The sequence below is a fragment of the Loktanella fryxellensis genome (assembly GCF_900110065.1).
Lineage (GTDB): Bacteria > Pseudomonadota > Alphaproteobacteria > Rhodobacterales > Rhodobacteraceae > Loktanella > Loktanella fryxellensis.
Map to the genome: position 1 here is coordinate 85,595 of NZ_FOCI01000004.1, position 24,838 is coordinate 110,432.

At 69.1% G+C, this 24,838-nt stretch carries 23 protein-coding genes and 1 riboswitch; of the genes, 14 read left to right on the forward strand and 9 right to left on the reverse strand.

Annotation, left to right across the window (positions count from 1 at the left end; all coding sequences use genetic code 11):
- Window positions 1-18 precede the first annotated feature (18 nt).
- On the forward strand, window positions 19-1,005 hold the full coding sequence (locus BMX16_RS04705; RefSeq protein WP_089899465.1) for a glutathione S-transferase family protein: 987 nt from the start codon (window positions 19-21) through the stop codon (window positions 1,003-1,005).
- Here BMX16_RS04705 and BMX16_RS04710 read toward each other — a convergent pair.
- Together BMX16_RS04710 and smc are read right to left on the reverse strand one after the other, a co-directional pair.
- On the reverse strand, window positions 985-1,401 hold the full coding sequence (locus BMX16_RS04710; RefSeq protein ID WP_245731325.1) for a response regulator: 417 nt from the start codon (window positions 1,399-1,401) through the stop codon (window positions 985-987). The two genes, BMX16_RS04705 and BMX16_RS04710, sit on opposite strands and share 21 nt — an antisense overlap.
- A gap of 168 nt (window positions 1,402-1,569) precedes the next feature.
- Complete coding sequence (smc, locus tag BMX16_RS04715; RefSeq protein ID WP_089899468.1) at window positions 1,570-5,025, reverse strand: chromosome segregation protein SMC; 3,456 nt, start codon at window positions 5,023-5,025, stop codon at window positions 1,570-1,572.
- A gap of 163 nt (window positions 5,026-5,188) precedes the next feature.
- A riboswitch (cobalamin riboswitch) is annotated at window positions 5,189-5,414 on the forward strand.
- A 36-nt stretch (window positions 5,415-5,450) separates the two neighbouring features.
- On the opposite strand from smc, the gene BMX16_RS04720 reads away from it, so the two are divergent.
- Together BMX16_RS04720 and BMX16_RS04725 are read left to right on the forward strand one after the other, a co-directional pair.
- Window positions 5,451-6,119, forward strand: a complete 669-nt coding sequence (locus tag BMX16_RS04720; protein ID WP_089899471.1) for an energy-coupling factor ABC transporter permease — start codon at window positions 5,451-5,453, stop codon at window positions 6,117-6,119.
- A gap of 59 nt (window positions 6,120-6,178) precedes the next feature.
- On the forward strand, window positions 6,179-6,637 hold the full coding sequence (locus BMX16_RS04725) for a GNAT family N-acetyltransferase (protein WP_245731327.1): 459 nt from the start codon (window positions 6,179-6,181) through the stop codon (window positions 6,635-6,637).
- Window positions 6,638-6,640: 3 nt separating this feature from the next.
- On the opposite strand, the gene BMX16_RS17300 is transcribed toward BMX16_RS04725, so the two are convergent.
- On the reverse strand, window positions 6,641-6,898 hold the full coding sequence (locus BMX16_RS17300; protein WP_143057996.1) for a hypothetical protein: 258 nt from the start codon (window positions 6,896-6,898) through the stop codon (window positions 6,641-6,643).
- A gap of 262 nt (window positions 6,899-7,160) precedes the next feature.
- Here BMX16_RS17300 and BMX16_RS04735 point away from each other — a divergent pair, with 262 nt between their 5' ends.
- A complete protein-coding gene (locus BMX16_RS04735) occupies window positions 7,161-7,616 on the forward strand; it encodes a GNAT family N-acetyltransferase (protein ID WP_245731329.1) in 456 nt (151 codons plus the stop codon).
- A gap of 112 nt (window positions 7,617-7,728) precedes the next feature.
- Here the strand turns inward: BMX16_RS04735 and BMX16_RS04740 are convergent, their stop codons facing one another.
- The gene (locus tag BMX16_RS04740; RefSeq protein ID WP_089899474.1) at window positions 7,729-9,366 is read right to left on the reverse strand and encodes a thiamine pyrophosphate-dependent enzyme; all 1,638 of its coding nucleotides are present in this window, start codon (window positions 9,364-9,366) and stop codon (window positions 7,729-7,731) included.
- A gap of 105 nt (window positions 9,367-9,471) precedes the next feature.
- Here BMX16_RS04740 and BMX16_RS04745 point away from each other — a divergent pair, with 105 nt between their 5' ends.
- Window positions 9,472-10,266 carry an HTD2 family dehydratase gene (locus BMX16_RS04745; protein ID WP_089899476.1) on the forward strand — a complete coding sequence of 265 codons (795 nt, stop codon included), beginning with the start codon at window positions 9,472-9,474 and terminating at the stop codon, window positions 10,264-10,266.
- An 11-nt stretch (window positions 10,267-10,277) separates the two neighbouring features.
- Here BMX16_RS04745 and BMX16_RS04750 read toward each other — a convergent pair whose 3' ends face one another.
- A complete protein-coding gene (locus BMX16_RS04750) occupies window positions 10,278-11,315 on the reverse strand; it encodes an NAD(P)/FAD-dependent oxidoreductase (protein ID WP_089899479.1) in 1,038 nt (345 codons plus the stop codon).
- Between the two features lie 49 nt (window positions 11,316-11,364).
- Between BMX16_RS04750 and mnmC2 the strand changes: the two genes are divergently transcribed.
- From mnmC2 to BMX16_RS04765, 3 genes are all read left to right on the forward strand, one after another.
- A complete protein-coding gene (gene mnmC2, locus BMX16_RS04755) occupies window positions 11,365-12,054 on the forward strand; it encodes a tRNA (5-methylaminomethyl-2-thiouridine)(34)-methyltransferase MnmC2 (protein WP_089899482.1) in 690 nt (229 codons plus the stop codon).
- Between the two features lies 1 nt (window position 12,055).
- Window positions 12,056-12,931 carry a DMT family transporter gene (locus BMX16_RS04760; RefSeq protein WP_089899483.1) on the forward strand — a complete coding sequence of 292 codons (876 nt, stop codon included), beginning with the start codon at window positions 12,056-12,058 and terminating at the stop codon, window positions 12,929-12,931.
- A gap of 147 nt (window positions 12,932-13,078) precedes the next feature.
- Complete coding sequence (locus BMX16_RS04765) at window positions 13,079-14,104, forward strand: sensor histidine kinase (protein WP_177174568.1); 1,026 nt, start codon at window positions 13,079-13,081, stop codon at window positions 14,102-14,104.
- Here BMX16_RS04765 and BMX16_RS04770 read toward each other — a convergent pair.
- Window positions 14,101-16,455 (reverse strand): lytic transglycosylase domain-containing protein, encoded by a 2,355-nt coding sequence (locus BMX16_RS04770; RefSeq protein ID WP_245731331.1) that lies wholly within the window; start codon window positions 16,453-16,455, stop codon window positions 14,101-14,103. The two genes, BMX16_RS04765 and BMX16_RS04770, sit on opposite strands and share 4 nt — an antisense overlap.
- 155 nt (window positions 16,456-16,610) lie before the next feature.
- On the opposite strand from BMX16_RS04770, the gene dapA reads away from it, so the two are divergent.
- Window positions 16,611-17,483 carry a 4-hydroxy-tetrahydrodipicolinate synthase gene (gene dapA / locus BMX16_RS04775; protein WP_089899488.1) on the forward strand — a complete coding sequence of 291 codons (873 nt, stop codon included), beginning with the start codon at window positions 16,611-16,613 and terminating at the stop codon, window positions 17,481-17,483.
- Here the strand turns inward: dapA and BMX16_RS04780 are convergent.
- On the reverse strand, window positions 17,480-17,926 hold the full coding sequence (locus tag BMX16_RS04780; protein ID WP_089899491.1) for an ion channel: 447 nt from the start codon (window positions 17,924-17,926) through the stop codon (window positions 17,480-17,482). The two genes, dapA and BMX16_RS04780, sit on opposite strands and share 4 nt — an antisense overlap.
- A gap of 140 nt (window positions 17,927-18,066) precedes the next feature.
- On the opposite strand from BMX16_RS04780, the gene smpB reads away from it, so the two are divergent.
- The 5 genes from smpB (at window position 18,067) to BMX16_RS04805 (ending at window position 22,976) form a co-directional block, all read left to right on the forward strand.
- Complete coding sequence (smpB, locus tag BMX16_RS04785; protein ID WP_089899494.1) at window positions 18,067-18,540, forward strand: SsrA-binding protein SmpB; 474 nt, start codon at window positions 18,067-18,069, stop codon at window positions 18,538-18,540.
- 79 nt (window positions 18,541-18,619) lie between these two features.
- Window positions 18,620-19,486: a 3-mercaptopyruvate sulfurtransferase gene (sseA, locus tag BMX16_RS04790; RefSeq protein ID WP_089899497.1), complete on the forward strand. Its 867-nt coding sequence runs from the start codon at window positions 18,620-18,622 to the stop codon at window positions 19,484-19,486.
- A 28-nt stretch (window positions 19,487-19,514) separates the two neighbouring features.
- Complete coding sequence (locus tag BMX16_RS04795) at window positions 19,515-20,699, forward strand: amino acid aminotransferase (RefSeq protein ID WP_089899500.1); 1,185 nt, start codon at window positions 19,515-19,517, stop codon at window positions 20,697-20,699.
- Between the two features lie 260 nt (window positions 20,700-20,959).
- Complete coding sequence (locus BMX16_RS04800) at window positions 20,960-21,919, forward strand: L-malyl-CoA/beta-methylmalyl-CoA lyase (protein WP_089899504.1); 960 nt, start codon at window positions 20,960-20,962, stop codon at window positions 21,917-21,919.
- A gap of 94 nt (window positions 21,920-22,013) precedes the next feature.
- Window positions 22,014-22,976: an acetyl-CoA carboxylase carboxyltransferase subunit alpha gene (locus BMX16_RS04805; RefSeq protein WP_089899507.1), complete on the forward strand. Its 963-nt coding sequence runs from the start codon at window positions 22,014-22,016 to the stop codon at window positions 22,974-22,976.
- A gap of 135 nt (window positions 22,977-23,111) precedes the next feature.
- Here the strand turns inward: BMX16_RS04805 and BMX16_RS04810 are convergent, their stop codons facing one another.
- The gene (locus tag BMX16_RS04810) at window positions 23,112-23,903 is read right to left on the reverse strand and encodes a lysophospholipid acyltransferase family protein (protein ID WP_245731332.1); all 792 of its coding nucleotides are present in this window, start codon (window positions 23,901-23,903) and stop codon (window positions 23,112-23,114) included.
- The gene (locus BMX16_RS04815) at window positions 23,900-24,793 is read right to left on the reverse strand and encodes a cell division protein FtsX (protein WP_089899738.1); all 894 of its coding nucleotides are present in this window, start codon (window positions 24,791-24,793) and stop codon (window positions 23,900-23,902) included. Before BMX16_RS04815 ends, BMX16_RS04810 begins: the two co-directional genes overlap by 4 nt.
- Between the last annotated feature and the right edge of the window lie 45 nt (window positions 24,794-24,838).

Consider the following 24,838-nt stretch of genomic DNA (forward strand, 5'->3'; position numbering starts at 1 on the left):
CAAAAAGGGAGTGAACCGATGGGCCTGCTGGTCGATGGAACGTGGCAAGACAAGTGGTACGACACCAAGAAAACCGGGGGGTCGTTCAAACGCGACGAGGCCCGTTTCCGCAGCTGGATCACCGCCGACGGCAGCGCAGGGCCCACGGGCGATGCGGGATTCAAGGCCGAGAGCGGACGCTACAACCTCTATGCCAGCTACGCCTGCCCCTGGGCGCACCGGGCGCTGGTGTTCCGACTGCTGAAAGGCCTGCGCGACCACATCACCGTGTCGGTCGTCCACCCCGAAATGCTGTCGGACGGCTGGACGCTGTCAGACGACTATCCGGGGGCCACTGGCGACGACCTGTTCGGCCTGCCGTTCCTGCGCGACGTGTATCTGAAGGATACGCCGGACATGACCGGTCACGTCACCGTGCCGCTGCTGTGGGACAAGGAACTGGGCCGGATCGTGTCCAACGAATCCTCCGAGATCATCCGCATGTTCAATTCCGCCTTCGACGGGCTGTCAGGCAATACGGACGACTATTGGCCCACCGCGCTGCGCGATGCCATCGCGCCACTGAACGCGCGGATCTACGACACGGTGAACAACGGCGTCTACAAGGCCGGTTTCGCCACATCTCAGGACGCCTATGACGCAGCGGTGCATCCACTGTTCGACAGCCTCGACTGGCTGGAAGGGATCCTATCGCAGAACCGCTACCTGACAGGCGACCGGATTACCGAAGCGGACTGGCGGCTGTGGACGACGCTGGTGCGGTTCGACAACGTCTATCACACGCACTTCAAGTGCAACCGCGCCTTCATCAGCGACTATCCCGCGCTGTGGGGCTTCACGCGAGAGCTCTATCAGTGGCAGACGCCGGATGGTGCGGTCGCGGATACGGTGAACATGGATCACATCGTGCGCCACTATCACTACAGCCATGAGACGGTGAACCCCTACCGGATCATCCCGATCAACCCGTGGCCGGACTTTACCCTAGCGCACGGACGCGGCTGACCGCTCGCCGTAATGGGACACGATCGCCGCCAGCTCGTCTGGCGGCGTCGCCCGCTGCAGCATCAACCTAGCCGTCGCACTGTGGGCAAAGATTGAGCCGTCCGAGAAGAAACTGTTGTCGGTGACGCAGATCAGGTTCGCCTGTGGCTGCCGGAATGCCGCCATGTCTGCGACGGTGAGGGCATTGCCGTCGTCCAGCACGATATCCAGCACGATGACGTGGAACGGGTCGGCCTCGATTGCTGCCACCGCGCGTTCGGCGGTCGTCACGAGTGTGACGACGGCACCCTGACGTGCCAGATGGTTGCGCCAGACGGCACCCAATTCTGGATGGCTCTGCACGATCAGGACGTGCAGAAGCTGATCGTGGTCCGGGTGCGCTGAGGGTTGTGACATGTCCGAAAGGTAGCCCACACCACGCAAATAGCCACAGGGTCGCGGACCATGCCGGCGTTTTTTCGCCCGGTGCCATGCCGAACGCCGGTTTGCTGGGCGCAACCGCCGCGCCGATGCAACCACGACGCGTGGCCGGACCGGCCGAATACAATCGCAGCCATCGGCGCGTCAGGCGACCATCGCCTCGGCCTTCTTCAGATCCACGCTGACAAGCTGGCTGACACCCTGTTCGCCCATCGTGACGCCGAACAGCCGGTCCATGCGGGCCATCGTGACCGCATGGTGGGTGATGATCAGGAACCGCGTGTCGGTGCGTCGCGTCATCTCGTCCAGCAGGTCGCAGAACCGCGTGACGTTGGCGTCGTCCAGCGGTGCGTCCACCTCGTCCAGCACGCAGATCGGCGCGGGGTTTGCCAGAAACACCGCAAAGATCAGCGCCATCGCCGTCAGTGTCTGTTCGCCCCCCGACAGCAGGCTCAGCGTGGACAGCCGCTTGCCCGGCGGCTGACACATGATTTCCAGCCCCGCGTCGAGGGGGTCGTCGCTTTCCACCAGTTCCAGACGCGCCTCACCACCATTGAACAGGCTGCGAAAGAGGGTGCCGAAATTGGCGTTGACCTGCTCGAACGCCGTCAGCAGGCGTTCGCGGCCCTCGCGGTTCAGCCCCGCGATACCCGCCCGCAAGGCGGATATGGCGGCCTCCAGATCGGCCTTTTCGGTCACGAGGGCGTTATGCTCGTCCCGCACGCGGGTCGCATCCTCTTCGGCGCGCAGGTTGACCGCGCCCAGCGCGTCGCGCTGGCGACGGTGGGTGGCGATGTCCGCCTCCAGCGTGGCAACGGGGGGCAGGTCGGCGGGATCGCAGCCAAGGTCGGCGGCAAGGGCCTCCGGCGTGGTCTCGCGGTCCTCGCCGATGCGCAGGGCGGCGGCTGCGGCCATCTCGGCGGCGGCCTCGCGGCGGGCCTCGGCGGCGGCGCGTGCCGTGCGCGCATCGGCGGCGTCGCGCTCGGCGCTGCGTTCCGCAAGGGTGGCATCGCGGTGCAACGCCTCGGCGGTCTGCAGCGCCGTGGCGGCGTCCGCCTGACGGGCACGGTCCCGGTCGAGCTGCGTTGCGAGCGCGGCGCGTTCGGCGGCCAGCCGGGCGGGTGCGTCCTGTGCTGCCGCCAGATCGACCCGCGCCGTCGCGGCGCGCTGCTCCAGTTCCGCACCGCGCCGCGCGGCATTATCCAGACGGTCGGTCCACGCCTGTATGTCCCGGGCGATCTCGGTCACACGCCGGTCGCGGGCGGTTGCGGCGCGGCGCAGGTCGTCCGCGGCGGCACGCCGGGCGATCAGGGTCAGACGGGCCGCCTCGACCGTCAGGCGCGCGCGGTCCACCGCTGCGCGCGCCAGTGCCAGATCGGGCAGGTCCGCGATCTGTGCCTGTGCCGCATCCAGTTGCAGGCGCGCCGCCGCGGCGTCTTCCGCATGGCGCGCCGCGGCGAAGGCCAGCGTTTCGACACGGCCATCGGCCAGATGCCGCTCCGCCTCGGCCCGCGATGCGGCGCGCTGTGCCTGCGACACACGCACCTCGGCGTCACGGCGGGCGTGACGGGCGGTCTGGTCGGCCTGCGTCAGCGCGGCCAGCCGGTCCGCCAGCGCCGCATGCGCCGCCGCGGCGCTGGCCGCCACCGCCTCGGCGCTTGCCAGATCCCGACCGAGGTCGGCCAGACGGTTCATCTGCTGCAACCGCAGGGCCGCAGCCGACGGGGCATCTGCCGCCGCCGTGCGCAGACCGTCCCACCGCCACACGTCGCCCGCCACGCTGACAAGGCGCTGGCCCGGCAGCAGGCCCGCCTGCAGAGCGGCCCCCTGCGTGGCATTCACCACGCCCACCTGCGCGATGCGGCGCGCAAGCGCGACGGGTGCATCCACCACACCCGCCAACGGCCGCACACCATCCGGCAGCGCCTGCGGTGCGGCATAGTCCGGCAGGGTGACCCAGCCCGAGGCGTCGGCTTCCGTCACCGCAGGTGCCGTCAGGTCGTCGGACAGCGCAGCCCCCAGCGCCGCCTCGAACCCGCGCGCGACGGTGATCCGGTCCAGCACCTGATCGCCCGCGCCCGCGCTGCGGGTCACGAGACGCGTCAGGCCTGCCACTTCCGCGCGCAGGGCCGCTGCCTCGCCTTCGGCGGTGGCACGGCTGGCCCGCGCCTCGCCCTCGCGCGTCTGGCAGGTGGCGCGGGCCGCCTCGGTCTCGCGCAGGGTATCCTCGGCGTTCTGCGCCGTCGCTGCGGCGATCTCCTCGCCTTCGGTCGCGGTGGCCAGATTGGCGTCCGCCCGGTCGCGGGTGGTGGCTGCCTCTGCCATCGCCGCGCGGGCGCGGTCCGCCTCTGCACCTGCCCGTGTCGCGGCCTTGGTGCTGTCATCCAGCAGGCGTCGTGCGGACTGGTGACGCGCCGACAGGCGGGCTACGGATTCGGTGCCATCCGCAAGGTCCTGCTCGAGAGCGGCCAACGCCTCGGCTGCTGCCTCGGCTGTGGCATCGGCCAGATCCTGCGCCTCGGCCTGACCGTCGTCCATCGCAGTCAGCTCTGTCCGCTCCTCGGTCAGCCGCAGGATCGTGGCTGTGGCATCCGCGTTCAGACTGGCCTCTCGCGCCATGTCGCGGTCGAGCTGGTCGACGCGCCCGGTCAGCGTGCGGATCGCAGCATCCGCAGCCGCCGCCTGTTCGTCCAGCCGTTCGCCCTGCGCCAGCAGCCGTTGCACGACCGCCGCCGCAATGGCCGCCTCGTCACGCAGCGGCGCCAGCGCCGCCTCGGCCTCCGCGCGCGCGGCGGCGGCGGCTTCGGCGGCGCGCTCCGTCACGGTGGCTGCGGCGGCGCAGCGGTCGGCCAGCGCCGCAGCGCCGGCCAGCCCCATCTGCCCGTCGTGCCAATGGCGCAGCAGTAGCATCCCTTCGGCCAGCCGCAGCAAGGCCCCGATTTCGCGGTAGCGGGCGGCCTGCCGCACCTGCCGGGTCAGACCCGCCAACTGCCCGGCCAGTTGCGCCACCACGTCATCGACGCGGCCGAGGTTCTGTTCCGCACCCCGCAGCTTCAGTTCCGCCTCGTGGCGGCGCTGATAGAGGCCGCTGATCCCCGCCGCTTCCTCCAGGATGCGACGGCGGCTGGTGGGCCGCGCGTTGATGAGCTCGCTGATCTGCCCCTGACGCACCAGCGCGGGGGACTGCGACCCGGTCGAGGCATCGGCGAACAGCATCTGCACGTCGCGGGCGCGGACGTCGCGCGTTCCCACCTTGTACGCGGACCCCGCGTCGCGGGTGATCCGCCGCACGATGTCCAATTGATCGGCATCGTTGAAGGCGGCGGGCGCCAGCCGTTCGGCGTTGTCGACGATCAGCGCCACTTCGGCAAAGTTGCGAGCGGGCCGGGTCGCGGTGCCCGCGAAGATCACATCCTCCATCCCGCCGCCGCGCATCGCGGTCGGGCGGTTTTCGCCCATGACCCAGCGCAACGCCTCCAGCAGGTTGGACTTGCCGCAGCCGTTCGGGCCGACGACGCCGGTCAGACCATCGGCGATGATCAGGTCCGTCGGATCGACGAAGCTCTTGAAACCGTTGAGGCGAAGGCGCGTGAACCGCATGGGCTGTGGTGATCCGTCGATTCCCTAGACGCTCGATGATGCAGGCCCCTGCACCCCCAAGTCAACGCAACCGCACCGCATCTGCGGCAATCCGCTGGCTTATCCACAAGATATGGCAGGCATCCCGATCCCCATGCGGGGTTGACCCGGCACTAGCCCGCGGCGCACAAGGATGAGGCAAGGTATCATGCGGCACCATCCGGTGGCGTGGGATGAAACTGGGAATGTGGAACGGGTCCTTGCCACGTGCAACGACCCCGCGCCACAGCCGCCCCCGCGACTGTAAGCGGAGAGTGCGGCGTCACGATGCCACTGGGGTCCACCCCGGGAAGGCGACGCCACACACTTTATCCGCGAGCCAGGAGACCGGCCTTGCGTGACGTAACCAAGACCCGTCGGGTGCGACGGGCGACAGGAGAAGATCCATGCATATCGAACCGGGCGTTGTGACAGGCGCGAAACTGGCCCTTGGCACATTCACCGCCGCCGGTGCCGCCACCGTCTCTGCCAAACTGGCGTGGGAGACGTTGCGCGACCGTGGCGCCTTGTCCCTTCTGGCACGCAGCGCGATGGCGACCGCCGCGACCGTGGTGTTCTTCGAGCTGCTGCCGCATGTCGCGGTCGGCCCGTCCGAAGTGCACCTGATCCTCGGCTCGACCCTGCTGCTGATGCTGGGCACCGCCCCCGCCGCGATCGGTCTGGCGCTGGGCCTGCTGCTGCAGGGGCTGCTGATGGCCCCGTTCGATCTGCCGCAATACGGCATGAACGTCACCACGCTGCTGATGCCGCTGCTGGCGCTGCACTGGATCACCCGCCGCGTGGTGGCCCGCGGCACGGCTTACGTCGATCTGACCTATGTGCAGGCGCTGAAGCTGTCGACGACCTATCAGGCGGGCATCGTCGCTTGGGTCGCGTTCTGGGTGCTGTGGGGACAGGGCGCCAGCATGGCGACGCTGGCCTCGCTCGGCACGTTCGGCGCGGCCTACATGACCGTCGTGCTGGCCGAACCGCTGGTCGATCTGGCGGTGCTGGCACTGGCCAAGCGCCTGCGCGCCCACGGCACCCCGCTCCTCGACGCCCGCGTCTACGGCTGACGCCACCCACGGAACGGGCCACCGCACCGGCCCGTTCCGCCCACCCTGACGAGACAACAGTGACTGCACCGCTGACCATAACGATCGCCGATCCGCGCCACGGTGCCGCGTTGGGCCTGCTGCAGGCCAGCCACGCCCATCTGGCATCCCGCTATCCACCCGAGGCGATCTTCGCGCTCGACCCGGATGAGCTGGCCTCACCGCACATCCGCTTTTTGCTGGCCCAATCCGACGGTGCAGCGCTGGGCTGCGCCGCATTGGCGCACATGGGCGATTACGCAGAAATCAAGTCGATGTTCGTCACCCCTGCCGCCCGCGGCACAGGGACGGGCGCAGCTCTCATGCACAGGTTGGAGGACGAGGCGCGGGCGCAGAACCTGCGGTGCCTGCGGCTGGAAACCGGCGACGACCTCTATGCGGCGCACCGGCTCTATGCGCGGCACGGCTTCGTGGTGTGCGGCCCGTTCGGCAGTTACGTCGCGGGGCCGCATTCCGTCTTCATGCAAAAATGCCTGTAGCGATCAGTTGACCTGATCCGGCTTGGCGGGCGCGCGCACGGGGCCTTCGTCCTCGGCGGCATGCTCGGACGCGTCCGCCGGACGGTCGAGATCCTTGGTCGACGCGCCGCCCTTGGCCTGCGCGTCCTTCATCCGGGCCAGCAGCTCCTCCTTGGACGGACGGCTGCCGAACGGCGTCTTGTCACTGCCATACTGGTTGTGCTCGGTGTGCTTGGGGCCTTTTTTCGCCACTTTCGCCGCTCCTTGCTTGCCGTAATCCATGGGTCATGCTCCTGAATCGCTCAGCCTCTCATGTGGGTGAACGGTGGCAAAGGTCAAGCCTGCGCGAACCAAACCCCGGACGCCGTGGCCCTGCCCGATGCCGGCGTCACAACCCCGTGGCGAGGGCCGCCGTCGCGATGTAACACGTGAAGAGGCACAGGACGAACAGACGCATGGGGCGGACTTTCATGAAAACCGAAGGCCGTGCACAAGGCCGCAGCCGCCGATCGGTTCCGCCCCATGACGCGATGCGGACGGCACCGTGACCGAAACGCCATACCGCGCGACAGACAGCGACCTGTCCGCCGTGCTGCACCTGATCCGCACCGCATTTGCCGGGATGGACGGGCGGATCGACCCGCCGTCCTCGGTGCATCGCCTGACGCGCGCCGACCTCGCCCTGCCGGGCCGCGAGGTCTGGGTGATCGGGCAGCCGCCACTGGCCTGCATGGTTCTGACGCCGCGGGCGGATACGCTCTATCTGGGCAAACTCGCCGTCGTGCCAGCGGCACAGCGACGAGGCCATGCCCGCCGCCTGATCGCACAGGCGTTGATGCGTGCCGCGGCACTGGGCCATCCCAGCGTCACCCTGCAGACCCGCGTGGAACTCACGGAAAACCACGCCGCGTTCACCCGCCTGGGGTTCGAGGAGATCGCCCGCACGGCGCATGCGGGTTTCGACAGGCTCACGACGATCACCTACCGGCGTACGGTCTGACGCGCCTGTCTCCTCTCACACGCCGGTCCAGCCCTTCTTCTGGTCGCAAATATCCCGGGGTTTGGGGCAGAGCCCCAAGGACACCGCCCCGACCTCCGCCAGCGTCGCACCTTCACCCCGGCAGCGACGCCCCCGGCGACAGCACGCGGCTGTCGAGCACGCATTCGATGACTGCCACCGTCCCCGCCGCCTGCGCCTGCGCGAAGGCGTCCGCGAACGCGTCTTGCGTCGCCACCCGTGCGCCGAACCCGCCATAGGCGCGGGCGAGGGCGGCAAAGTCGGGATTTGCCAGCACCGTGCCAGACACGCGTCCCGGATAACTGCGTTCCTGATGCATGCGGATCGTGCCGTAGCGGCCGTTGTTCATCACCACGACGATGGGGGCGGCCCCATGCTGCACGGCGGTGGACAGCTCGTTGCAGGTCATCTGGAAACAGCCGTCGCCCGCAAGGCACACCACCTGCCGCCCCGGATGCTCCAGCGCCGCCGCGATGGCGGCCGGAAATCCGTATCCCATCGAGCCGGAGGTGGGGGCCAATTGCGTCCCATACTGCCGCCACCGGTAATAGCGGTGCAGCCACGCCGCATAGTTGCCAGCGCCGTTCGTCACGATGGCATCGTCCGGCAGCGTGTCCGACAGCCAGCGGATCACCTCCTCCTGCCGCAGGTCGCCGGGGCTGCCGACCGGCACCTGCCACGCGTCATAGGCGGCGCGCGCAGGGCCGACCGCATCGGGCCAGCCGGGCCAGTCCGCCTGACGGCCCAGCGCCGCGCGCAGGCCCGCCACCGCCACGTCGCCGGGGCAGACCACGCCCATGTCCGCACCGAACACGCGCCCGATCTCGTCCGCGTCCGCATGGACGTGCAGGATCGTCTTTTGCGGATCGGCAGGATCGCACAGCGTATAGCCCTGCGTCTCGATATCGCCGAACCGCGTGCCGATTAGCAGCAGCGCATCCGCGTCCCGCACCCGCTGCGCCAGCGCGGGGTTCACGCCGACGTTCAGATCGCCCGCATAGCAGGGGTGGCGGTTGTCCATGTAATCCTGACGGCGGAACGACACCGCGACGGGGATCGCTGCGGCCTCCGCGAACGCCGCCAGATCGTCGGCCGCAACCTGCGACCAGTGCGGCCCGCCCACGACCATCAGCGGCGCCTTTGCCCCGCGCAGGCGGGTCAGCACGTCGTCCCAGACCCCCGCATCAAGGCTCACAGGCACCTGCCAGCCGCCGTGGAAATCCGCCACGTCGGCGGAGGCGCTCAGCACGTTTTCGGGCAGCGCCAGCACCACCGGGCCGGGGCGGCCCGCCATGGCCACGCGGAACGCGCGGGCGATGTATTCCGGCAGGCGCGCGGTATCGTTCACCTGCGCCACCCATTTGGCCAACCCGCCGAAATGCGCCTTGTAGTCCACCTCTTGAAACGTCTCGCGGTCGGTGTGGCAGCTGTCGATCTGGCCCACGAGCAGCACCATCGGCGTGCTGTCCTGCATCGCCACGTGCACGCCGGCGCTGGCGTTCGTGGCCCCCGGCCCGCGGGTGACGAAACACACGCCGGGGGTGCCGGTCAGCTTGCCATGCGCCTCGGCCATCATCGCGGCCCCGCCCTCGTGACGGCACACGACGTTTCGGATGCCGCTGTCGTAGAGCCCGTCGAGCGCGGCAAGGAAACTCTCGCCCGGGACCGAGAACACGCGCCGCACGCCCAGTTTCACCAGTTGATCCACAAGGATCTGCCCACCGTGCCGCATGTCGTGCCCTCCTGCCCGTCCGTCGCGCGCACCATGACCCCCGGACCCGTCCCCTGCAAGGCGATGCGGTTTGCGCGCGACCCGGTTTGCAGGCAAGGATGTGGAATGATCCCCGACAACAGCCACAGCAGTGCCGATCCGATGGACCCCGCCCGCGCGCGGGCGCTGCAGGCGACGCTGGGCGAGGACCCGGTGATCGCAACGGGCGACCCCCTGCCGCCCTTCGCGCACCACGTCTATTTCTGGGACCCGCAGCCGCCCGCGCAGCTCGGCCGCGACGGGCACCCGGCGACGGGGGGGTTCATCCCCGACCTCGGCCTGCCGCGCCGCATGTGGGCAGCGGGGCGGCTGGTGTTCCACCGCCCCCTGCTGGCGGGGGTCCGGGCCGAACGCCTGACGCGGATCGAGGGGATCACCCGCAAGGACGGACGCAGCGGGCCGCTTGCCTTCGTGCGGCTGCGCCACGACATCCGCCAGCGGCAGGCGCTGGCGCTGACCGAGTGGCAGGATCTGGTCTATCGCCCGGACCGGGGCGACGCGGCAGACGCAGCACCGCCACCCGCCCCCACGGACGAAACCCTGTCGGACCCGCTGGTCGCCGACGCCACCCTGCTGTTCCGCTACTCCGCGCTGACCTTCAACGGACACCGCATCCACCACGACGCCGATTATGCGCGTCAGGTCGAAGGGTATGCAGGCCCTGTCGTGCACGGCCCGCTGCTGGCACATCTGATGATGCGGCTGGCGACGCGGGCGCAGGGCACGCTGCGGCAGTTCGACTACCGCGCGACAGCGCCGTTGATCCTTGGCGAACCTGCGACCGTCTGCTGGCGCGACGACGGTGCGACATGGGTCCGCGCCGAAGGCGGGCGGCTGTGCATGAGCGGCCAGGCAGGCTAGAGCGCGGCGGGCTAGAGCGAGACGACGGGCCGGAAATCGTCCGGGATGCGGTCCACACCGTCGAGGATCAGGTCCACCATGACCAAAGCCACGCCGGGGGCCATGCCGAAGCCGATCTTGAACCCGCCGTTCGCCACAAAGGCCCCCAGCTGGAACGGATGCGGCCCGATCATCGGCGCGCGGCTGCGGCTGCGCGGACGCGCGCCCGCCCAGCGTTCGGCCACGGGGGCATCGCGCAGGGCTGGCACCGCGTCGCGGGCGCGGGCGATCAGCGCATCCAGTTGCGCATCGGTGGCGGCGGGGTCGTCGTAGTCACGCTCGGTCGTCGATCCGATCGCCACGGTGCCGTCCAGATGCGGCACGATGTGCAGCCCGTCCACGAACAGTTGCGGCAGGCCCGCCGCCCCGTGCCGCAAGGTCGCCGCCTGTCCCTTGACCCCAGCGCCGACGCTGCGGGTGTGGCGGTCGGTCATCGCCACCAGACCCGCCACGCCGGTCGCCCAGACGACGGCCCCCTGCGGCGTGCCTTCGGCCACGATCCGCCCGCCCAGCGCGGTCACGGCGGCGGCCAGCGCATGGGTCGCCTGTCGCGGATGCAGCAGCGCCGACAGCGTGTCCTGCACCATCAGCCCCGTGGGGCTGTGCGGCGTCCAGCCATCCGCCTCTGCCGCCACCACGCGCCAGTCCGCCTGCCCCAGCCACAGCGCGGCCGCGCCCTGCGCCCGCGCCTCTGCCAGCGCCACCGCCGCCGCATCCGCCAGCGGCTGCACCCGCCCGCTGCGGACATATCCCGTGGGCAAACCGCCTGCCGCGGTCACGCCAGCCCAGAAATCGGCAGAGGCGAGCAGGCTGTCGCGCTGGAACGCCTTCTTGGCGTTCCACTGTTCCGGCACGTGCGGGGCCAGTGCGCCGACGATCCCGCCGGACGCCCCCGCCGCCACGCCCGCAGGGTCGATGACCTGTACGACAGCGCCGCGCTGCACGCAGGCCCAGGCGATGGACAGGCCGAACACGCCAGCCCCCATCACCGTCACATCCGCCGTTGCCATTCCCCGCCCCGCGTTCCACAACCTGACCAGACCCTTACGGCAATCCCCCATGACCGGCCAGATCCCCAAACCGCCGCACCCGCTGGCCAATCATCCACTGGACTGGCGCGACACGACGCACGGCCCGGTGCCCGTGTCGCTGCAGTTCGACGACCCGTTCTATTCCCTGCAGGGCGGGCTGGAGGAGACGCGCCACGTCTTCCTGTCTGGCAACGATCTGCCCGCGCGCTTCCGCGACGGGTTCCACATCGCGGAACTGGGGTTCGGCACGGGGCTGAACTTCCTGACCACCCTTCAGGCATTCCGCGACGCGGGCATCCCCGGCAAACTGCGCTTCACCAGTTTCGAGGCCTACCCGCTAGACCCCACTGCGCTGGCGCGGGCACTGACCCCGTTTGCCGATGCCCTGCCGGTAAACCTGCTGCCTGCGGTGGCCGACCAAAGCGGCCCCGATTTTGACCTGACCATCGTGTCCGGCGACGCCACCGACACCCTGCCCCTGTGGCAGGGGATGGCGGATGCGTGGTTCCTCGACGGCTTCTCGCCCGCCCGCAACCCGGCGCTCTGGACGCCCTCGATCCTCGCGCAGGTGGCGGCGCATACGGTGCCGGGCGGGACGGCGGCGACCTATTCCGCGGCGGGCCATGTGCGCGACAGCCTGGCCCGTGCGGGGTTCACCGTGGCCCGCGTGCCGGGGTTCGCCAGCAAGCGGCACATGACCACGGCGCGGCTGGACTGACATGCAGACCAGCAACACCCGCCTTGGCGTCGGCCTGATGATCGCCACCACCTTCGTCTTTGCGGTGCAGGACGGGCTGTCCCGGCATCTGGCCAGCGAATACAACGTGCTGATGATCGTGATGATCCGCTACTGGTTCTTTGCGGCCTTCGTCATCGCCATCGCCAAGGCGAAGGCAGGCTCGATCCGCGCCGCCGCCGCCACCACGCAGCCCGTGCTGCAGGCGTTCCGCGGGCTGCTGCTGGCGGCCGAGATCTGCATCATGGTCGCGGCCTTCGTCGTGCTGGGCCTGATCGAGAGCCACGCGGTCTTTGCCTGCTATCCGCTGCTGGTCGCCGCCCTGTCAGGCCCGGTGCTGGGCGAAGGCGTCGGCTGGCGGCGCTGGCTGGCGATCGGCGTGGGCTTCGTCGGCGTTCTGGTGATCCTGCAACCGGGGTTCGGGGTCTTTGCGCCCGCAGCCATGCTGCCCTTCGCGGCGGCCTGCATGTTCGCGCTGTATGGCCTTCTGACGCGTTACGTCGCCCGCGCCGACACCACCGCCACCAGTTTCTTCTGGACCGGCATCAGCGGTGCGGCGGCGATGACCTGCGTCGGCCTGTGGGGGTGGGAGCCGATGACCGCCCCCGACTGGGGCTGGATGGCCGCGCTCTGCGTCACCGGCGTCACTGGTCACTGGCTGCTGATCCGCTGCTACGAGGTGGCAGAGGCGAGCGCCGTGCAACCCTTTGCCTATCTGCAACTGCCCTTCGCGGCCGTGATCGGGCTGTTCGTGTTCGGCGAGGTGCTGGAGACGCATGTCGCCGTCGGAGCGGGAATCGTCGTCGCGGCGGGTGTGTTCACCCTGCTGCGCAACCGCCGGGTGCAAAACGCATCCTGACCGGCCCCGCTGCCTGTTTGAAACACGTCGCGCTGGCGCGAAACGCGTCAGGTCCTGATATGCTTCCGTATCAGCGCGATTGATTCGCGGTTGCGGCATCGCTACTTTTTCACAATTCAGTGTCCGAGCATTTTCATGTCCGCATCCATGTCCAGCCTCCCCTTCGTCGCCGATCCGACACCGCTCTTGCCACTCGGGGTGCGGGTCGCCGGTCTGGGTCTGGGCAGCATCGATTATCACGCGGATACGATCACGCTGGACGCCCGTGCGGCCCAGCTCTTTGGCTTGACCGCCATGACGGCGATGCCGCGCACCGACCTGCACGCGTGCATCCATCCCGACGACCGCCCCGACGTGGACGCCTGCATCGCGGCGATGCTGGCCGTGGATGGTGCGGATTTCGTCGATCTGGTGCACCGGGTGGAAACGACGGACGGCACACCGCGCTGGCTGAGCGCGCGCAAGCAGGTGACGTTCGAGACAGGGGACGACGGCCAGCGCCGCCCCGTCAGCGGTCTGGTCGCGATCATGGACGTGACTGCCCACAAGGTGGCCGAACGCCAGGTGCAGGACCTGATGCGAGAGATGAACCACCGGCTGAAGAACCTGCTGACCGTCGTCCAGAGCATCGCCCGCATGACGGCCCGGACGGGCGAGCCCGACGATTTCATCGCGCGGTTCGACGCACGGATCAGGGCGCTGGCGCACAATCAGGACCTGCTGGTGACGCGCGGCGAGGCTGGCGTCACGCTGGAGGCCCTGGTGTGCGAACAGCTGCATCCGTTCACCGGCGGCACAACCGCCCGGATCAGCATCGGCGGCCCGGACGTGCCGCTGCGGTTCAACGCGATCCAGCCGATCGGGCTTGCCCTGCACGAACTGGCGACGAACGCAATGAAATACGGTGCCCTGTCCAACGCGGCTGGCCATGTGGCGGTGACATGGCGGGTCGCGGACGACGCGCTGACCCTGTCCTGCGTGGAAACGGGCGGTCTGGCGGTGGTGCCGCCGGACCGTCGCGGATTCGGCTCGACCGTGCTGCAATCCATGACAGAGGCCGCGCTGTGTGCCGATGTGGCGCTGGATCATCGCGCCGGGGGGGGTCCGCTGGACCATGGTCTGCCCGTTTGCGCGCATCGTCGAAAGCAGCCGGGTCTGACACCCGCCCGCTAGCCGCCGGGGCGCAGGATGGGCCGCAAGGTGACACGCGGCCCCGTGGCGGGTCCGATCGCGGGCACGGCAGCCGCCGTCGCCTGCGGGACAGTCGCGGCGGGCACAGCTGTTGCATCGGCCGCGACGGTCTGCACGCCGTCCGCCCGCACGGGACGGGCGACGGGGCGGAACGGGGGTGCTGCGGCGGGTGCCGTCGTCGCCACGACCGTCTCGCCCTCAGCGGTCGGCGCGGTGCCGGGGGTCGCAACGGGCCCCGCCGTCGCCACGGTTGCATCGCGCACGGGGCGCGCCACCGGGCGCGGCAAGGCTGCGGTGGCATCGACCTCGGCGGTGGGGCCCGTCACGGGGGCCGGAACCGACAGCGCACCGCCGGGGCTGGCGGTCGGGCGCACGACGGACCCTTCGCCGATCAGCAGGTCGGTGAAACGGACCGGGCCGGTTTCGCCGCTGAGCCTTGCGGCATAGATCGGCAGCGATTCCGTCACCCGCTGCACGTAGTTGCGGGTCTCGTTGAAGGGGATCAGCTCGATCCAGTCGATCACATCGACGTCGCCGTTGCGCGGATCGCCACGCGCGGCCATCCAGTCGCGGGGCCGCCCCGGCCCCGCGTTGTAGCCTGCGGCGATCTGCACGGGGCTGTCGCCGAACCGCTCTGTCAGGTCCGCCAGATACCGCGCACCCAGCGTCGCGTTGTAACGCCAGTCGGCTGTCAGTTGCGCCTTGTCGTAAGGCAGGCCAAGCCCGCGCGACACGTCGCTCGCGGTGCCGGGCATCAGCTGCATCAGCCCCAGCGCGCCCACGGGGCTGCCGGCCTCGGTGTTGAACTCCGACTCGCGCCGGGCGATCGCCAGCGCCAGTTCGGGTGCGACCGGAAGGTCCATCGTCGTCAGCGGATGCAGCGGATAGAAGGCGGTGGGCACGATGATCCCGCGTGCGGCGGCGGACTTGCCCAGCAGCACCTCGAAATAGGTCTGGCCCTTGGCCGCCAGTGCCGCCGAGACGCGGGCGATGTCGGGTCCGTCCAGCCGCCTGCCGATCTCGGCAAAGAACTGCACCGCCTTGCCGCGCTCTCCGGCCTGCATCAGGGCGAAGGCCGCGCGCACCAGATCGTCCTGCAGGATGGGCGCGTCCTGCCAGTCGGTCGGATCGCCAGCCCCAGTCAGGAACGGGTCCAGCGGCACCCCCAGCTTTTCCGCCGCCAGCAATCCATAGAAGCTGGTCTGGTGCTGCGCCCCACTGGCATAGGCGGCGCGGGCATCCTCGGTCCGGCCCAGCGCCTCCAGTGCGCGACCCTGCCAGTAACCGGCACGGCCCAGCGTGATGGCACCAAGTGCACCCGTCGACATCGCCTCGAAATGCACCAGCGCCTGTGCGGGATCGTCGAGGAACCGCAGCATCAGATAGCCCGACAGCCATTCGAGGTCCGCATAGGATTCCGCACTCGCGTCAGCCGTCACGAAGTGCCGAGAGGCCAGATCGTAGGCGGCCTGCGCGTTTCCTTCGCGCATCTGCCAGCGCGCCAGATTGCGGCGCCAGCTGGCCCAGCGCCATGGCACACCCAGCGCCTCGGCCGAGGTGGACTGCGCGGACAGCAGGGCCATCGCGTCGGTCTGGCGCCCATTGTCGGCCAGCCAGTTGAACCGGTCGTAGATCAGGCCCGGATCGCCCTGCAGCGCGGCTGGCACCGCGTCCAGCACGTCATCGGGCTCGCCGGTCTTGCGGATCAGGGCGATGCGCGCCCGCACCAGCGCCGCCTGATCGTCGTCGAGCAGGGGCAGCATCCGCTCCGCCTCTGCCGTCAGCCAGCGCCACAGCAGCGCATCCGCGCGGGCTGCATGCAGGTCGGACAGGTCGCTGCCGAAGGCCTGCAGAAGTGCGGCCTGTCCAGCTTCGCTCAACTCAAGCGTCAACCACGCGCTGCGGACCACGTCGCGGGCGGCGTCGAGTTGACGCAGCGCCGTCAGGGCCTGCGCCAGCCGCACCGCCCCCTGCCCGGTCACGGGCGGGGTGTCGCCGAACCAGTCCACGACGATCTGCGGGTCATAGGATGCGGGGATCAACGCCTCGGCCTCGGCGCGCAACAGGTCCTGACCGGGCCAGTCGCCGCGCACCCGCGCGAACGCCACGTAATCGGAAAACACCGCGTCGCCGAACCGCAGGCGCTGCCACGTCACCAGATCGCGGATCGCCGCGTCGTCCGTGCCCGCGCGGGCATAGGCGTTCAGAAAGTCCTGCCGCACCGCAAAGGTGATCGCCGCCACGTCGTCGCCATCCACCTGCGCCAGCAGTGGCGCGGCAGAGACAGTCATACATGCTGCGGCGGCAAGGCGGCGCAAGCTGGGAAACGGCATCGACTGGTCCCGGGTCAGGCATGGGGTCTGCGCAACCTAGCCATACAGAGCCCTGATGCAACGCACAATCTTGGCATTGTCGGCAAAGGCGTCTAGGGTCCGCCACGCGCCGCGACCCGCTCCGGCTGTGCTTACCCATCCACAGGATCAGACCCATGTTCAAAGGCTCCTTCGTCGCCCTCGTCACGCCGTTCACGGACGGACAGGTGGATCTGCCGGGGCTGAAACGGCTGGTGGACTGGCACATCGAACAGGGCACCCATGGCCTTGTGCCGGTCGGCACCACGGGCGAAAGCCCGACGCTGAGCCATGCGGAACACGATCTGGTCGTCAAGACCGTGGTGGACCATACCGCCGGTCGCATCCCCGTCATCGCTGGCGCCGGTTCGAACAACACGGTGGAAACCGTGCGGCTGGTGGAGGCGGCGAAGGCGAGCGGCGCCGATGCGGCGCTGGTCGTCACCCCCTATTACAACCGCCCCACGCAGGCGGGCCTGATCGCGCATTTCACCGCCGCCGCCGACTGCGGCCTGCCCGTCGTGATCTACAACATTCCGGGCCGGTCCGCCGTGGACATGACCGTGGCCACGATGGCCGAACTGGCGAAACACCCGATGATCGTGGGCGTCAAGGACGCGACCGGTGATCTGTCCCGCGTGCCGAAACAGCGGATGCTGTGCGGCACCGACTTTGTGCAGATGTCGGGCGAGGATGCGACGGCGCTCGGCTTCAACGCCCATGGCGGCGTCGGCTGCATTTCCGTCACCGCCAACGTGGCCCCCGCCCTGTGCGCCCGCATGCAGGAGGCGACGCTGGCGGGCGATTTTGCCACGGCCCTGACCCTGACCGACCGCCTGATGCCCCTGCACGAGGCGATCTTCCTCGAACCGGGCCTTGTCGGTGCGAAATACGGTCTGTCCCTGCTGGGTCTGGGCGAGCCGGAGGTGCGGACACCGCTCGTCCCCCTGACCGACGGCGTAAAGGACCGCATCCGCGCCGCGATGGTCCACGCAGGCCTGCTGAACTAGGGACCCGCGCCGGTTAGGGCTCCCTGCTGGCCTGCGCGGATCGCGCGCAGGCTGTCCAGCATCAGCGCTGTCGTCAGTCCGATGTTCAGCAACCCGTTGGTCGCGGCCATGCCTGCCAGCAACCGCCACTCCATCGGCAGCAGCACATCGCCGAACCCGAGTGTGGTAAAAGCGACAAGCGCGAAATAGACCGCTTCCTCCAGCGTGGCGAAGATGTGCAGGCCGCGCAGCGCCAGCGCCCAGATCCAGACCCCCAGCGTCATCTGCGCCAGCACCCACACGGCCGTCATGCAAAGCACGAAGACCAGCTTGGGCGGATGCGGTCTGCGCGCCAGCCAGGGTCGCAGGCGGACCAGCGCCGCCTCCATCGCCCAGTAACTGACACCGGCGATCAGGATGGACGTCAGGACGAGGACGCTGCCGAAGGCGATCTGGATCAGCATCGGTCATTCCAAGAGGCGACAGATGCCCCGCGCCCATACTATCACCGCGACGGGCCGCCCGGCCAGCCGCCACGGCGCCATGGCCTGCGGCGGGTTGCCGTCACCTTGTGCTGTGCTGCGCCGTGACATAGTTAGGCCCAATGGCCAGCAAATCCGACACCAAGAACTACAAGGTCGTCGCCGAAAACCGGCGCGCCCGCTACGACTTCGAGATCCAGGAGGATCTGGAGGTCGGGATCATCCTCCACGGGTCAGAGGTGAAGTCCCTGCGCGTCGGCCAGTCGAACATCGCCGACAGCTATGCGAGCGTGGACAACGGCGAGTTGTGGCTGACCAATTCCTACATCGCGCCCTATGAACAGGCCATGTTCGGCCACGAGGCACGGGCGAAACGCAAGCTCCTCGTCAAGTCGCGCGAAATGGCCCGCCTGTGGAACGCCACCAAGCGCGAGGGCATGACGCTGGTGCCGCTGGTGATGTATTTCAACGACCGCGGGCTGGTGAAGCTGAAGATTGCCATCGCCAAGGGCAAGAAGAACCACGACAAGCGCGCCTCCGACGCCAAGCGCGACTGGGCCCGGCAGAAGAGCCGGATCATGAAGACCCACGACTGATCCTGCGACGCGGGGCGCAACTTGCGCGACCCCGGCCCCTGCGATAGGTCAAGGGCCAATCCTCAGCAACAGGTGCGCCATGGCCGACACGTCAGACGACCCGCAGACGCTGGTCAGCACCCGCTGGCTGGCAGACCACCTGTCGGACCCGGACCTGCGACTGCTGGACGCCAGCTGGCACATGCCCGACGCGGGCCGCGATGCCGCCGCAGAATACCATGCGGACCACATCCCCGGCGCACGCTTTTTCGACATCGACGAGATCAGCGATGCGCGGTCGGAATTGCCGCACATGGCACCCGCCACGGAAAAGTTCATGTCGCGGATGCGCGCGATGGGCGTCGGCGACGGCCATCAGGTCGTGGTCTATGACAGCACGGGGCTGTTTTCCGCCGCCCGCGTGTGGTGGCTGTTCCGCCTGATGGGCAAGCGCGACGTGGCGGTGCTGGACGGCGGCCTGCCCAAATGGCGGGCCGAAGGGCACCCGATGGACGACAACGCCCCGGTGATCCGCGACCGCCACATGACCACCAGCCGCCAGAACCAGCTGGTGCGCGACGTCACACAGGTCGCCCGCGCGGCCAAGCTTGGCGATCACACGATCATCGACGCCCGCGGCCCCGGTCGCTTTGCGGGCACCGAACCCGAACCCCGCGCGGGCCTGCGCAGCGGCCACATTCCCGGCGCGCGCAACGTCCACTACGCCACGCTGCTGAACGCGGATGGCACGCTGAAAGCCGCGCCAGCCCTGCAAAAGGTCTTTGCCGATGCGGGTGCCGACCTGACGAAGCCCGTCATCACCACCTGTGGGTCGGGCGTGACGGCGGCGATCGTCAACCTCGCCCTCGAACGGATCGGCAAGACCGATCACGCACTCTACGACGGCTCATGGTCCGAATGGGGCATGTATGCCGACCTCCCCCTCGCCACCGGCCCCGCCGCCTGACGCGCCACCTCCCTAGGAACCCCTCCCCATGTTCGACACGCTGAAACCCCAACCCGCCGACAAGATCCTGTCCTTGATGCAGGCCTACAGGGCCGACCCCCGCGACACCAAGGTCGATCTGGGCGTGGGCGTCTACAAGGACGCCAGCGGCAACACACCCGTCATGCGCGCGGTGAAGGAGGCGGAGCGTCGCCTCGTCGCCGACCAGACGACCAAGGCCTATGTCGGCCTTGCCGGTGATCCGGCGTTCGCGGATGCGATGATCGACCTGCTCTTGGCCGACACCCTGCCCCGCGACCGCATCGCGGCCATCGCCACCCCCGGCGGCACCGGTGCGATCCGTCAGGCGCTGGAGATGGTGAAACTCGCCGCCCCCGGTGCCACCATCTGGATCAGCGACCCGAGCTGGCCGAACCACGCCTCCATCGTCAAGTTCCTCGGCCTGCCGATGCGCAGCTACCGCTACTTCGACGCCGACACGCGCGGCGTGGACATCGACGGCATGATCGCCGATCTGGGCACGGTCGCCCCCGGCGACGTGGTTCTGCTGCATGGCTGCTGCCACAACCCGACGGGGGCCAATCCGACTGCCGACCAGTGGACCCGCATCGTTGCCACCCTGCAACAGGTTCAGGCCGTGCCGCTGGTCGATGTCGCCTATCAGGGCTTCGGCGACGGGCTGGATCAGGATGCGCAGGCGACCCGCGCCATCGCGGCCGCGTTTCCGAACCTGATGATCGCCGCGAGTTGCTCTAAGAATTTCGGCATCTACCGCGAACGCACCGGCATCCTGCTTGGTATCACCCGCGACAAGGATGAGACGGCCCTGACGCAGGCCAACCTCAACTTCCTCAACCGCCAGAATTACAGCTTCCCCCCCGACCACGGCGCGCGGGTCGTCACGACCATCCTCACCGACCCTGCCCTGCGGGCGGAGTGGGAGGCGGAGCTGGAGGACACCCGCAACACCATGCTGACTCTGCGGCAGGCGCTGGCCGACGACCTGCGCCGCCTGTCCAACGACGACCGCTTCGACTTCATCGCCCACCATCGCGGCATGTTCAGCCTGCTTGGCACCAGCGCCGACAAGGTCGAAGTGCTGCGCGCCGATCACGGCATCTACATGGTCAGCGACAGCCGGATGAACATCGCGGGCCTCAACGCCCGCACCGTGCCGATCCTCGCACAGGCGATCATCGACGCGGGCATCTGATACCGCCCACCTCCGCCCACCCGCGCGTCCCCCGGCTTCCTCTGGTCAGAAATATCCCGGGGGACGGCGCAGCCGGGGGGCTGGCCCCCTGCGCCCTCACACCATGTCCCAGGCGTCCGTGCCACCTGCCGGACCGCCGCGCACATGCGCGCCCTGCAGCGGCACGCCCACCTCTGCTGCACCTGCAAAATCGCCTTGCGATCCACAGCGCAACAACATACCAAAAAGGTAACCCATAACGACACAAAGAAACCCCTCCCATGTCATTCCGCCTGCAGCCAACGCCCCCTGCCCGTCCGAACCGCTGCCAGCTGTTCGGCCCCGGATCGAACACCAAACTGTTCGCCAAGATGGCGGCGTCGGACGCCGACGTGATCAACCTCGACCTGGAGGACAGCGTGGCCCCCGCCGACAAGGATCAGGCCCGCGCGAACGTGATCGATGCCATCGGCAGCATCGACTGGGGCCGCAAGCACCTCAGCGCGCGGATCAACAGCCTCGACACGCCGTTCTGGTATCGCGACGTGGTGGACCTGCTGGAACAGGCGGGCGACCGCCTCGACCAGATCATGATCCCCAAGGTGGGCAACGCCGCCGACATCTATGCCGTCGATGCCCTCGTCACCGCGATCGAGGCCGCGAAGGGCCGCGCCAAGCGCATCGCCTTCGAGGTCATTATCGAATCCGCAGCGGGCCTCGTGAACGTGAACGAAATCGCAGCCAGCAGCCCCCGCCTGCAGGCCATGAGCCTCGGGGCCGCGGACTATGCCGCGTCCATGGGGATGCAGACCACGGGCATCGGCGGCACGCAGGACGACTACTACATGCTGCAGGGCGAGGCGCGCCATTACAGCGATCCGTGGCACTGGTGCCAGACCGCCATCGTCGCCGCCTGTCGCACCCATGGACTGCTGCCCGTCGACGGCCCCTTCGGTGATTTCTCCGACGACGAAGGCTACCGCGCGCAGGCCCGCCGCAGCGCCACGCTGGGCATGGTCGGCAAATGGGCGATCCATCCCCGCCAGATCGCGCTCGCCAACGAGGTCTTCACCCCGTCCAACGCCAAAGTGGCAGAAGCGCAGGCGATCCTCGACGCCATGACCGCCGCCAAGGCCCGCGGCGAAGGGGCGACGGTCTACAAGGGCCGCCTCGTGGACATCGCCAGCATCAAGCAGGCCGAGGTCATCGTGAACCAGTCCCGCATGATCGCCGCCGGCTGACGGCGTCAACACGGGGGGCGGCCATTGCAAACCGCGCCCCGGACCGCCTATATCGGTGTCAGCGCCAGAGGTGCGCCGTGAACAAGGCAGGCCGATGACACAGTATCTCGACTTCGAAAAACCCTTAGCCGAGATCGAAGGCAAGGCCGAGGAACTGCGCGCCATGGCGCGCGACAACGCCGGCATGGACGTCGAGAAAGAGGCGGCCGCCCTCGACCGCAAAAGCCGTGACCTGCTCAAGACCCTCTATGCCGGCCTGACGCCGTGGCGCAAATGCCAGGTCGCGCGTCACCCGGACCGGCCCCATAGCAAGGATTACATCGCCGCCCTGTTCACGGAGTTCACGCCGCTGGCGGGGGACCGGAACTTCGCCGACGACCATGCGATCATGGGCGGCCTCGCCCGGCTGGATGGCCGCAGTGTCGTGGTGCTGGGCCATGAAAAGGGCAACGACACCAAATCCCGCATTGCCCACAACTTCGGCATGGCCCGCCCGGAAGGGTATCGCAAGGCGATCCGCCTGATGGAACTGGCCGACCGCTTCGGCCTGCCGGTGGTGACGCTGGTCGACACCCCCGGCGCCTATCCCGGCAAGGGCGCCGAGGAACGCGGCCAGTCCGAGGCGATTGCCCGCTCGACCGAAGCCTGCCTTGCCCTGAACGTGCCGCTGATCAGCGTCGTGATCGGCGAAGGTGGGTCCGGCGGCGCGGTGGCCTTCGCCACCGCCAACCGCGTGCTCATGCTGGAACACTCCATATATTCCGTCATCAGCCCCGAAGGCTGCGCCTCGATCCTGTGGAAGGACGCAGGAAAGACGCAAGAGGCTGCGGCCGCCCTGCGCCTGACCGCCCGGAACCTGCACGAACTCGGCGTCTGCGACCGGATCATCCCCGAGCCGTTGGGCGGTGCACACCGCGATCCCGCCACCGCCATCGCGGCCGTGGGCAAGGCGCTGTCGGCCGTCCTCGCCGACCTCGACAAGACCCCAACCGACCAGATCCGCCGTGACCGCCGCCTAAAGTACCTCGCGCTGGGCAAGAAGGGTCTCGCGGCCTGATCACTGACGGCCTGCGCCGCGGCCCCCTGGCATGACGGCAAGCCGGGCTGCGCCGTCCCCGGGCTTCTTCTGGTCATAAATATCCCGGGGGACGGCGCAGCCGGGGGGCAGCGCCCCCTCTGCCCTCGCCGTTCATCACACCGGCGCGCCGTCCTCGTCCGGCATGACGACGACCGGGCGCGTTGGAATGGCCAGCCCAGCTTCGCGGGCCAGCGTATCGGAAGCGGGTTCGATCGCCTCTTCCAGCACGGTCAGGAACTGCCGCAGCGGCACGCCCGGCGGGATGGGGTCGAGGAACTGGAACACCGCCGTGCCCGGCCTGCGATAGATCCCGCGTTTGGGCCAGAACACGCCGATGTTGGTGGCCACGGGCACCACCGGCTGGCCAAGGTCGGCATAAAGGGCGGCCGTCCCCTTCTTGTAGGGCGCGATCTGGCCGGGGCCGACGCGGGTGCCTTGCGGATAGATGCACAGCTGTCCGGGGGCCGCGTCGCCGGCCTTGACGCGCGCCAGCATATCCTTGATCGCGCGGCCCTTCTTGCCGCGATCCACGGGGATGCACCCAGCCTTGTAAGCAAACAGACCCAGCACCGGCGCCCACAGCAGCAACCGCTTCATGATGAACCGCGGACGCGGCAGCAGCTGATAGATGAACATCACGTCCATGAACGACTGATGTTTCGCCGCGATCATGCAGCCGGTGACCGGTGGCGTGCCGCGCACCTCGAACCGCAGACCGATCATCGGGCGGGCCAGCCGGATCACGAGGCGCGCATACATCTTGCACGTATTCATCGCACCGTCGCGGGTCAGCAGCGCATAGGGCAGGAACAGCACGCCGACCACCGCCATCATCGCATAGATCACGACCGTAAAGGCAAGCGACCGCAGCCACTGGACGCCATACGCCAGGCCGGACTGTTTCATGCTTCTGTCCTCAATGTGCGCAGCGCCGCGCTGCGGGTCGCCACGAAGGCCACGATGGCCGCCAGGGGCGGCACCAGCAGCGGCCACAGCCAGCCCGCCCCCTGGAAACCCAGATCGGTCAGGAACCCCGTCGCGTCGTCCCCGCCCGGCATCAGCGCGACCGCCAGCATCCCCGCGGCGGTGCCCGCCAGCGCCCCGGCCCCCGCCCGCAGGGTGAACCGCCGCACGAAGGCGCGCGCGATATAGGCGTCCCGCGCACCCACCAGCCGCATCACCCGGATCACCTGCGCATTGGCGGTCAGCGCCGATTGTGCGGCCAGCGTGATCATCGCCGCCGTCGCGGCCCCGATCAGCAGCAGCGCGGTCCAGCCCAGCGCCCGCAAACGATTGGCGGCGGCGACCAGCGGGTCCCGCCAGCGGGTGTGGTCGTCCAGCACGGCGCCCGGCACTTCGGCGGCCAGACGTGCGCGCAGACCGGTGGCGTCATAGCCGTCCGCATCTTCGACGATTTCGATCAGTTGCGGGATCGCCAGCGCATCCAGCGGCAGGTCCGGGCCGAACCACGGCTCCAGCAGCACCCGCGTCTCGTCGTCGGTCAGCGCGCGGGCGCTGGCGATGCCGGGGGTCTGCTCCAGCACGGTCAGCGCGGAGCGCACCTGTGCGTCCGCCTGATCCACCGGTGCGGAAATGCGCAGCGTCGCGGTGCGTGCGAGCTCGGCCGACCAACGATCCGCCAGCCGCCCCGTGGCCAGCGACAGCGCGATGGCAAAGACCGCAAGGAACGCCATCGCGCCTGCGGTGAACACCGTCAGCCGCGCGGTATAGCCCGTGGGCGGCACGGTCCGGTCCGCCTGCGGATCGCCCACCAGCAGGGCCGCCGCCCGCTGCACCGCACCCAGCGCCCGGATCGCCAGGTCGCGGGGGTCGACGCGCCC